Source organism: Streptomyces murinus (assembly GCF_002154555.1).
Lineage (GTDB): Bacteria > Actinomycetota > Actinomycetes > Streptomycetales > Streptomycetaceae > Streptomyces > Streptomyces murinus.
On sequence record NZ_MUNF01000010.1, the window covers coordinates 1 to 9,105 of the forward strand.

At 68.9% G+C, this 9,105-nt stretch carries 7 protein-coding genes; 2 read left to right on the forward strand and 5 right to left on the reverse strand.

The features are described from left to right. Positions 1-335: 335 nt before the first annotated feature. The 5 genes from CCN72_RS00960 to CCN72_RS00980 all read right to left on the reverse strand — a co-directional run bounded on the left by CCN72_RS00960 (position 336) and on the right by CCN72_RS00980 (position 7,025). Positions 336-1,709, reverse strand: coding sequence for an alpha-amylase (locus CCN72_RS00960; protein ID WP_202442612.1), 1,374 nt, complete (start codon positions 1,707-1,709; stop codon positions 336-338). A gap of 136 nt (positions 1,710-1,845) precedes the next feature. After that, the gene (locus CCN72_RS00965; RefSeq protein WP_086805908.1) at positions 1,846-3,534 is read right to left on the reverse strand and encodes a glycoside hydrolase family 13 protein; all 1,689 of its coding nucleotides are present in this window, start codon (positions 3,532-3,534) and stop codon (positions 1,846-1,848) included. A 193-nt stretch (positions 3,535-3,727) separates the two neighbouring features. After that, complete coding sequence (locus CCN72_RS00970) at positions 3,728-4,633, reverse strand: sugar ABC transporter permease (protein WP_085564411.1); 906 nt, start codon at positions 4,631-4,633, stop codon at positions 3,728-3,730. Between the two features lie 19 nt (positions 4,634-4,652). Further along, entirely contained in the window at positions 4,653-5,657 is a 1,005-nt protein-coding gene (locus CCN72_RS00975) for a carbohydrate ABC transporter permease (RefSeq protein ID WP_085564412.1), read from the reverse strand. A 96-nt stretch (positions 5,658-5,753) separates the two neighbouring features. After that, positions 5,754-7,025 (reverse strand): extracellular solute-binding protein, encoded by a 1,272-nt coding sequence (locus CCN72_RS00980; RefSeq protein WP_086805909.1) that lies wholly within the window; start codon positions 7,023-7,025, stop codon positions 5,754-5,756. A 342-nt stretch (positions 7,026-7,367) separates the two neighbouring features. On the opposite strand from CCN72_RS00980, the gene CCN72_RS00985 reads away from it, so the two are divergent. Together CCN72_RS00985 and CCN72_RS00990 are read left to right on the forward strand one after the other, a co-directional pair. Next, the gene (locus tag CCN72_RS00985; RefSeq protein WP_274506556.1) at positions 7,368-8,402 is read left to right on the forward strand and encodes a LacI family DNA-binding transcriptional regulator; all 1,035 of its coding nucleotides are present in this window, start codon (positions 7,368-7,370) and stop codon (positions 8,400-8,402) included. 111 nt (positions 8,403-8,513) lie between these two features. Further along, positions 8,514-9,105, forward strand: a 592-nt coding sequence (locus CCN72_RS00990) for a phosphatase PAP2 family protein (protein ID WP_086805910.1), incomplete at its 3' end; no start/stop codon positions are given.

Below are 9,105 nucleotides of genomic sequence, written 5' to 3' on the forward strand. Positions count from 1 at the left end.
GGCGGGGGCGGGGTGGCGGCCCGCGCGGCGGGCGCGGCCAGTGGCTGCACGAGTGCGGCCGTGAGCGCGGCGACGGCGAGGGCCGCGGCTCTCCTGCGGTGGGTGGTGCGACGCCGTGCGGGCGTCGGCCATCTCGGTATCACAGGCATGAACTCCTTGCGATGGCGGCTCGTTCGGGTCCGACCCCACGCCGCGGCTCGGCTTCGAGGCCGGGCGCCCGCGTGACCGTATCCTTCGCGAAAGGGTTGCAGCAAGAGCCGTGAAAGCATCGGCAAGGAATTTCAAATACCGCGGCCCGCACCGCCATGGGGGCGCGGTGCGGGCCGACTCCTCGTTCAGCAGGAGGACTTGCCGGCGTAGATCGCCAGCGCGGTGTTCGGGGCGACCGAGGCCGTGAACCAGCCGGTGCTGTTGACCGTCACCGTGGTGTTGTTCTGCACGTTGCAGTAGGTGCCGGCGGGCAGCGAGGTCTGGAAGGAGCGACTGGCCGTCGCGCCCTCGTGGTTGATGACCACATAGCCCTTGTTGCCGCGGCCGAAGGCGATCAGGTTGTCGCCGTCGTCCCACCAGTTGGAGACCGCCTGGCCGTGGGTGGTGTTGCGGAAGGCGACCATGGACTTGATCTCCGGCCAGGCGTGCTGGCACTTCCAGCCGTCCTGCCAGCAGGCGTTGACCTGGCCGTTGTTGGGCGGGCCCGCGTCCGCGTCGCTCCACTCGTAGCCGGAGTTGATGTCCGGGGAGCCGTAGGGCCAGGCCAGCATGAAGACGTTGGCCAGCGTGTAGTTGGCGCCGTCCTTGTAGTTCAGGGTGGCGCCGTTGCGCTCGGTGTCGTGGTTGTCCACGAAGACACCGGCCACGTTGCCGGGGATATAGCCCCAGCCCTCGCCGAAGTTGTTCAGGTAGGCGAGCTTCTCGCTGTTGAAGACGCGCTTGAGGTCATAGCCGTAGCGGAACTCCTGGACGTCTCCGTTGCCCGTGTACTCGGTGGGCTGGACGGCCTCGCCCGCGCCGTAGATGACCTCCTGCTTCCAGTAGACGCCCGGGTTGGTCAGCCGGCTCTTGATGTTCGCCAGGTCGGCGGCCGCGATGTGCTTGGCGGCGTCGATGCGGAAGCCGTCGGCGCCGAGCGAGAGCAGGTCGTTCATGTACCCGGCGATGGTCGCGCGGACGTGCTCCGCGCCGGTGTCCAGGTCGGCCAGGCCCGACAGTTCGCAGTTCTGGACGTTCGAGCGGTCCTGGTAGTTGCTGATGTTGGTCCGGCAGGTGTGGAAGTCGGAGTCCGCGTACACACCCGGGTAGTTGTACTTGGTGTACTGCGTGCCGCCGGTGCCGGTGCCGCTGCCCGCGGTCATGTGGTTGATGACGGTGTCCACCACGACCTTGACGCCGGCCGCGTGGCAGGTGGAGATCATGTTCTTGAAGGTGGTCCGGTCGCCGAGCCGGCCCGCGATCTTGTACGACACCGGCTGGTACGAGGTCCACCACTGGGAGCCCTGTATGTGCTCCTCGGGCGGCGAGACCTGCACAAAGCCGTAGCCCGCGGGACCCAGCGTGCTGGTGCACTCGCGGGCCACCGAGGCGTAGTTCCACTCGAACAGGACGGCGGTGACGTCCTTGGTGCCGGGCGGGGAGGCGTCCGCTGTCGTCGGGGTCATGACAAGGGCGGCGGCCGCGAGGGCGACCGCCCCGGAGAGCGTCTTGCGTACCATGTGGGGGTTCCTTCGTCCTTGAAGGTGCTTGCTGCAAAGTTTCAGAAACCTTGCGGTGACGCAGATGTTAAAGGCCCGCTGCCGGAAAAGGCAGCGGGCCGTAGAGAAGTTGATGCAAGAAATTTCACACGGGGCGTCAGACCGCCGCGGTCCACCACACCGTGGTGTCGGCGGGCACCTTCGCCTCGCCACCGGTCTCGGCCACCTCACCGCTCGCCAGCAGCACCCGGCCGTACGCCGGGGTCGTCACCGACTCGCCCGTGGTGTTGGCGACGCACACGAACTCGCCCCGGCGGAAGGCCAGGACGCCCTCGGGGGCGCGCAGCCACTCCAGCGTCTCCCCGGCGCCCAGGTCGGGCTGGGCGCGGCGGGCGGCGAGGGCGGCGCGGTACAGCTCCAGGGTGGAGCCCGCCGTCCCGGTCTGTGCCTCGACGCTCAGCTCGCCCCAGCTCGGCGGCTGCGGGAGCCAGCTGCCGCCGTCGCCGAAGCCGTACGACGATCCCGTGCGGGTCCACGGGATCGGCACCCGGCAGCCGTCGCGGAAGCCGTCCTGGCCCTCGCCGCGGAAGTACGCCGGGTCCTGGCGCACCTCGTCGGGCAGGTCCACGACGTCCGGGAGGCCCAGCTCCTCGCCCTGGTAGAGGTAGGCCGAGCCGGGCAGCGCCAGCATCAGCAGGGTCGCGGCGCGGGCCCGGCGCAGGCCGAGTTCGCGGTCGCCGGCCGTGCGGATCTGGGTGCCGAGCCCCGCCGGGTTGGCGAAGCGGGTGGCGTGCCGGGTGACGTCGTGGTTGGACAGCACCCAGGTGGCCGGGGCGCCGACCGGGCGCATCGCCTCCAGGGTGCCGTCGATGACCGTACGCAGCTCGGCCGCGTCCCAAGCCGTCGACAGGTACTGGAAGTTGAACGCCTGGTGCAGCTCGTCAGGGCGGACGTAGTTGGCGGTGCGCTCGACGGTCGGGGTCCATGCCTCGGCGACGAAAATACGCTCACCGGCGTACTCGTCGAGGATCGTGCGCCACTGCCGGTAGATGGCGTGCACGCCGTCCTGGTCGAAGAACGGCATGACATCGTTGCCCAGCAGCTTCAGCTGCTCGCCGGAGCCGAGGTCGGGCAGGCCCTCGGCCTTGACCAGGCCGTGCGCCACGTCGATGCGGAAGCCGTCCACGCCCATGTCCAGCCAGAAGCGCAGGATGGAGCGGAACTCGTCGCCGACCGCCGGGTGTTCCCAGTTGAGGTCGGGCTGCTCGGGCGCGAAGAGGTGCAGGTACCACTCCCCGGGCGTGCCGTCGGGCTCGGTGACGCGGGTCCAGGCCGGGCCGCCGAAGATGGACTCCCAGTCGTTGGGCGGCAGTTCGCCCGCCGCGCCCTTGCCGGGGCGGAAGTGGTAGCGCTCCCGCAGCGGGGAGCCGGGGCCCTCGGCGAGGGCGCGCTTGAACCACTCGTGCTGGTCGGAGGAGTGGTTGGGCACCAGGTCCACGATGATGCGCAGGCCGAGCCCGTGGGCCTCGCGGATCAGCGCGTCGGCGTCCAGCAGGGTGCCGAACATCGGGTCGACCGCGCGGTAGTCGGCGACGTCGTAGCCGGCGTCGGCCTGCGGGGAGGCGTAGAAGGGGCTGAGCCACACCGCGTCGACGCCGAGGTCGCGCAGGTACGGCAGACGGGAGCGTACGCCCTCCAGGTCGCCCATGCCGTCGCCGTTGCTGTCGGCGAAGCTGCGCGGGTAGACCTGGTAGATGACCGCCTCCCGCCACCAGTCGCGGCGGTGGCCTGCGACGGTGGCGGTGGCGGAGTCGGTGGCCGGGGCGGCGGTGTGCTGCTGGCTCATGGCTTCCTTGGTGGTAACGGAATTCGGGTCATTGCGCGTGGGGTCACGGACGCGTATGGCCCGTGTGGTACGGCGGCGGAGGCGGGCCGGGGGGACGGGATGCGAGGCGGCCGCGATGTCAGCGGGGTCGGAGGGACACCGCGGCCGCCTACCCGCGCGTCGGACGCGCGGGAGCCTCAGTGCGTCAAGGGCGTCAGCCCTTGGTGCCGCCGGAGGTGAGACCGGTGACGAGGTTCTTCTGCACCAGGTAGAAGAACAGCGAGACGGGTATCGCGATCAGCACCGCGGTGGCGGCCATGTAGTTCCACTCGGCGTCGTGCTCGCTGACGAAGGTCTGCAGGCCGACGGAGAAGGTGTACTTGGAGTCGTCCAGCATGAAGGTGGTCGCGAAGGCCACCTCGGCGACCGCGGTGATGAAGTTGTAGAACGCGGCGACGGCCAGGCCCGGCCGGGCCAGCGGCAGGATCAGCCGGAAGAAGGTGCCGAACGGGGTGAGCCCGTCCACCCGGCCCGCCTCGTCGATCTCGATCGGGATCGTGTCGAAGTAGCCCTTGAGCAGCCAGGCGCTGTACGGCACCGCGGTGGTGCAGTTGACGAGGATCAGCGCCCAGTAGGAGTCGATGAGGCCCAGGTCGCTGAAGATCTGGTACATCGGCACGATCAGGACGGCGATCGGGAACGCCTGGGTGAGCAGCAGGACCCACATCAGCTGCTTGTGGCCGGGAAAGCGCATCCGGGAGACGGCGTAGCCGGTGGTCGCGGCGAGCAGCACACCGACGACGGTGGTGCCGAGGGCCACGATCATCGTGGACTTGAACCAGCTGAGGAACTCCGTGTGCTGGAGCACGAAGCTGTAGTTGGCGAAGCTCATCTTCCCGGCGATGCCGCCCGGGTGCAGATAGTCGTTCTTGTCCGGGCCGAGCGAGAGGTAGACCAGCCAGGCCACCGGGGCCAGGGCGATGAGGCTCGCGACCATGAGGCCGGCGTGCAGCAGGACGGTGCCGAGGGGGCCGCGCTCGCCGGGTCGGCGGCCGCGCCCCGCGGGCGTCACGGCGGGGGCCGGTGCGTCGGCCCGCTTCTCAAGGGTGGTGGTGCTCATGGCGGCGGCTCCTGCGGCGTCAGACGGCGAGCTGGTCATTGCGCTTCAGCCAGCGGAAGTAGAAGGAGGTGAAGACGGTGACGATCGACAGCAGCAGTACGCCATAGGCGGCGGACTGCGCGAAGTCACGCGGCTGCTGGCCGAAGCCCAGGTAGTAGGCCCAGGTGACGAGGATCTGGGCGTCCGGGGCGCTGGTCGGGCCGAACAGCAGAAAGATGATGGCGAACTGGTTGAAGGTCCAGATGACACCGAGCAGGACCACCGTGGAGCTGACCGAGCGCAGCCCGGGCAGGGTGACGTGCCTAAAGCGCTGCCAGGAGTTGGCGCCGTCCATCTTCGCCGCCTCGTACAAGGTGGTGTCGATGGACTGGAGGCCGCCGAGCAGCGAGAGCATCATGAACGGCACACCGCACCAGGTGTTGACCATGATCGCGGCGAAGCGCTGCCAGAAGGTGTCCTCCAGCCACTGCGGCTGCGGCAGGTGCAGCGCGTGCAGGATCTGGTTGATCGCGCCGGTGTCGGCGAGCATGATCCGCCAGGAGAAGACGGTGACGAAGGTGGGCACGGCCCACGGCAGGACGAGCAGCACCCGGTAGACGGTGCGGCCGCGCAGCTTCTGGTTCAGCATCATCGCGAGGCCGAGGCCGAAGGTGTAGTGCAGGGTGACACAGGCGACCGTCCAGACGATCGTCCAGATCACATGGGACCAGAAGCGGTCGTAGGACAGCGGGCCGAACAGGATGTTCTTGTAGTTGTCCAGACCGACGAACTTGTAGGTCGCGGCGATGTGGTTGACGCCGATGGTGCGTGCCGAGTTGAGGCTGTTGGCGTCGGTCAGCGTGATGTAGAAGCCGCGCACCAGCGGGTAGCCGACGAGCACGGCGAGCACGATGACCACCGGGGCGATCATCGCGTAGGCGTACCAGTATTTCTGGAGACTGTTCTTCATGCGCTGCCCCAGCCCTGGCCGAGGCGCGCGGTCACCGCGGCTCTTGCCGGTCGCGCGGTCGATGGCGACTGTCATGGTTCGACACCTTCAAATGGTTCAAGGATGGCCGGGCACAGGGCGGTGGCCGCCGGCTGCCTCCTCGTGGGTGAGGCAGCCGGCGGCCGTCCGGGCTTACTTGCTGAAGTCGGGGACCAGCTTGCCGATGGCGGTACCGGCGTTGCTCAGACCCTGGTCCAGCGACTCCTTGCCGCTGGCGATCTTCGGCAGCTCGGTGTCGAGCGGCGCCCACAGCGAGCCGTACTCGGGCAGCGAGGGGCGGGGCTGGGCGGCGGACAGCACGCGCTGGAAGCCGGCGGTGCCCGGGTCGGCCGTGACCTTGGCGGTGTAGGCGTCCGTACGCGTCGGCAGGGTGGCGTTCTTCAGGGCGATGGTCTCCTGGGAGGAGGCCGACGTCATGAAGTTGACGAACTTCAGGGCCGCCGCCTGGTGCGCCTTGTCGGAGCCGGCGTAGACCGCGAGGTTGTGACCGCCGGTCGGGGCCTCCGCCTTGCCGGTGGAACCGGCCGGGACGACCGCGACGCCCAGGTTGGTCTTGTCCTTGAAGGCGCTGCCCTTGTAGATGTTCGTGTTCTCCCAGGGGCCCTGGATGATCGCGGCGACCTTGCCGTTGGAGAACGCGTCCATGATGTGCGCGTAGGCGTCCGCGGTGGTGTCGGCCTTGTGCAGACCCTTGCCGGAGAACAGGCTCAGCCAGGTGGCGTACGCCTTCTTGGCGGCCGGCGAGTCGACGGTGACCTTCTTGGCGGCGACGTCGACGGTGTCGGTGCCCTCGCCGTAGAGGAAGGGCTGGCCGTAGTAGCCCGCGGTGGAGCCCCAGTAGCCGTCCTGGCCGGTCTTGTCCTTGACCTTGGCCGCGTCGGACTTCAGCTCGTCCCAGGTCTTGGGCGGCGTGGTGATGCCGGCCTTCTTGAACAGGTCCTTGTTGTAGACCAGGGCCAGGGTGTCGGTGACCAGCGGCACGCCGTAGGTCTTGCCCTGGTACTGCGCCTGCTTAATCAGGTTCGGCTCGAACTTGGCCTTGTCGGCGAGGGCCTCGGTGCCGTCCAGCGGCAGGAAGTAGCCCTTCTTGGCGAAGGCGGGGGTCCAGCCGACCTCGGAGCGCAGCACGTCCGGGGCGCCGGAGGCACCCGCGGCGGTGTCGAACTTGTTCTGCGCCTGGTCGAAGGGGACGTTGACGTACTTGACCTTGATGTTCTTGTTCGCAGCTTCGAACTTCTGCACAAGGGTCTTGTACGTCGGTGCCTCATTCGTGGCGTTGGAGGTGTCCCACCAGGTGATGGTCACCGGCCCGTCCGACTTGCTGTCGCTGCTCCCGCCGCCGCAGGCCGTCGCCGCGAGGGCGAGGGACGCCACCAGCGCGGAGGCCGCTATGCCACGCCGCATGAGTTCTCCTTGAGGGTTGAGCCCGAGTGGTACAGGGGGCGGTCCCGCCCGCCCCTGCGACTTGCCGACTGCGCCGTTGCCAGTGGCCGGGCGTCCAGGAACGTAACAGCGATGTAAGCGTTGCGAAAGACCTTGCAGAAAAAAAGTGCAAGGGAACACGATGGTTACCCCGTCGTTACCGCTCAGCGGCGCACGGGAACGTGTGCAAGACTCTGCAAGCTCTTGCCACGACGAACTCAAGGGAGCGCAATGAGGCAGCAACCCGCAGGGGGTCGTACGACCGGGCGCACCCGGCGCCCGAGCGGTGTGCAAGGCGAGAGACGACCGGTACAGTCCAGTGGCGTGACCACACGGCTTGCCGACATCGCAGCGCAGGCGGGGGTGAGCGAAGCGACCGTCAGCCGGGTCCTCAACGGGAAGCCGGGCGTCGCCGCCACCACCCGCCAGTCCGTGCTCGCCGCACTCGATGTGCTGGGCTACGAACGGCCGGTACGGCTGCGCCAGCGCAGCGAGGGTCTGGTCGGGCTCATCACGCCGGAGCTGGAGAATCCGATATTCCCTGCCCTGGCGCAGGTCATCGGCCAGGCGCTGACCCGCCAGGGCTACACCCCGGTGCTCGCCACCCAGACCCCGGGCGGCTCCACCGAGGACGAACTGACCGAGATGCTGGTGGACCGCGGGGTCGCGGGCATCATCTACGTCTCCGGACTGCACGCCGACACCACCGCCGACATGCAGCGCTATGAGCGGCTGCGGGCGCAGGGCGTGCCGTTCGTGCTGGTGGACGGGTTCTCGCCGCGGGTGCAGGCGCCGTTCATCTCCCCCGACGACCGCGCCGCGATGACGCTCGCGGTGACCCACCTCGTCTCGCTCGGGCACACCCGGATCGGGCTCGCGCTCGGGCCCAAGCGGTTCGTGCCCGTGCAGCGCAAGATCGAGGGCTTCGTGCGGGCGATGCAGGACCAGTTGGGGCTCGGCGCCGAGGTGGTGGAGACCGAGCTGGTGCAGCACTCGCTGTACACCCTGGAGGGCGGTCAGGCCGCCGCGACGGCACTGATCGACCGCGACTGCACCGCGGTGGTCTGCGCCAGCGACATGATGGCCCTCGGCGCCATACGGGCCGCCCGGCAGCGGGGTCTGGAGGTGCCGCGGGATGTGTCCGTGGTCGGTTTCGACGACTCCCCGCTGATCGCCTTCACCGACCCGCCGCTCACCACTGTCCGCAAGCCGGTCCCGGCGATGGGGCAGGCGGCGGTGCGCACGCTCCTTGAGGAGATCGGCGGTACGCCCGCGCCGCACAGCGAGTTCGTGTTCATGCCGGAGCTGGTGGTGCGCGGGTCCACGGCCTCGGCGCCGCATCTGCTGCGCACGTCGTAGGACATCCGCCGCGCATGTCGTAGAACTCCTGCGCATCCCGCAGAAGGTGGGGGTTGGACCCGGCCTCGGGATGATCGGGCTCCGGAGCCTTTTCTGGCAGACTTGATGCCTATGAGTGACTCGACCGTGACGCAGTGGGAAGGTCGCGAAGAGGCGGCCGGTCCCCGGACCGACACGGGCAGGGACGGCAGCGGCGCGAGAGGTCTGCTGGGCCGGCTGCGCCGGCCGCGCAGACCCCGGCTCTGGTTCGAGATCCTTCTGATCGCGGTGAGTTACTGGCTGTACTCGCTGATCCGCAACGCGGTGCCCGAGCAGAAGGGCGAGGCGCTGCGCAACGCGGACTGGATCTGGCGCGCGGAGCAGACGCTGGGCATCGATGTCGAACGGTCCGTCAACCACGCCGTGAACGCGGTGACTTGGCTGATCATCGGCATGAACTACTACTACGCCACCCTGCACTTCATCATGACGCTCGGCGTCCTGGTGTGGCTGTACCGCCGGCATCCGGGCCGGTACGCGGCCGCGCGCCTCGCGCTCTTCGCCACCACGGGGGGCGCGTTGGTCGGCTACTACCTGTTCCCGCTCGCCCCGCCCCGCCTGATGCGGGGCGGCCGGTTCGTGGACACGGTGATGGTGCACCACACCTGGGGCTCGATGGCCTCCGGGGACCTCAAGCACATGTCCAACCAGTACGCGGCGATGC

Coding starts and splice junctions, on each gene's coding strand:
- CCN72_RS00980 (WP_086805909.1), bottom strand. CDS start 7,025: ATGCGGCGTGGCATAGCGGCCTCCGCGCTGGTGGCGTCCCTCGCCCTC.
- CCN72_RS00975 (WP_085564412.1), bottom strand. CDS start 5,657: ATGACAGTCGCCATCGACCGCGCGACCGGCAAGAGCCGCGGTGACCGC.
- CCN72_RS00960 (WP_202442612.1), bottom strand. CDS start 1,709: ATGGTACGCAAGACGCTCTCCGGGGCGGTCGCCCTCGCGGCCGCCGCC.
- CCN72_RS00965 (WP_086805908.1), bottom strand. CDS start 3,534: ATGAGCCAGCAGCACACCGCCGCCCCGGCCACCGACTCCGCCACCGCC.
- CCN72_RS00970 (WP_085564411.1), bottom strand. CDS start 4,633: ATGAGCACCACCACCCTTGAGAAGCGGGCCGACGCACCGGCCCCCGCC.